Origin of the sequence: Jeotgalibacillus marinus, assembly GCF_040801915.1 — a bacterium.
Taxonomy (GTDB): domain Bacteria; phylum Bacillota; class Bacilli; order Bacillales; family Jeotgalibacillaceae; genus Jeotgalibacillus; species Jeotgalibacillus marinus.
In genome coordinates this window covers 1-232 of record NZ_JBFMIA010000317.1, presented here as the reverse complement: position 1 = coordinate 232, position 232 = coordinate 1, and the positions used below count along the sequence as shown (strand labels likewise).

Genomic DNA, 232 nt, shown 5'->3' with positions numbered 1-232 from the left:
TGCTCTCCGATAGCCGCGAAGAATTGATTTTACGTGCGTCCAAAAACCCCCACCCTAAGCTCATCGGGCGCATTACCATCGGGCTCGGTGAAGGGATTACCGGGTGGGTGGCACGGGAACGGACGCGGGTGGTTATTTCCGGTAATGCGAGCGATGACCCCCGCTTTAAATTTTTTCACAACCTTCCTGAAGATCGCTACCAAGCCTTCGTGTCCGTGCCGATTATGGCGAA

At 54.7% G+C, this 232-nt stretch carries 1 protein-coding gene; it reads left to right on the top strand.

The features are described from left to right. Positions 1-232: hypothetical protein (locus AB1471_RS17995; RefSeq protein ID WP_367781081.1), on the top strand; the 232-nt coding region annotated here is incomplete at both ends.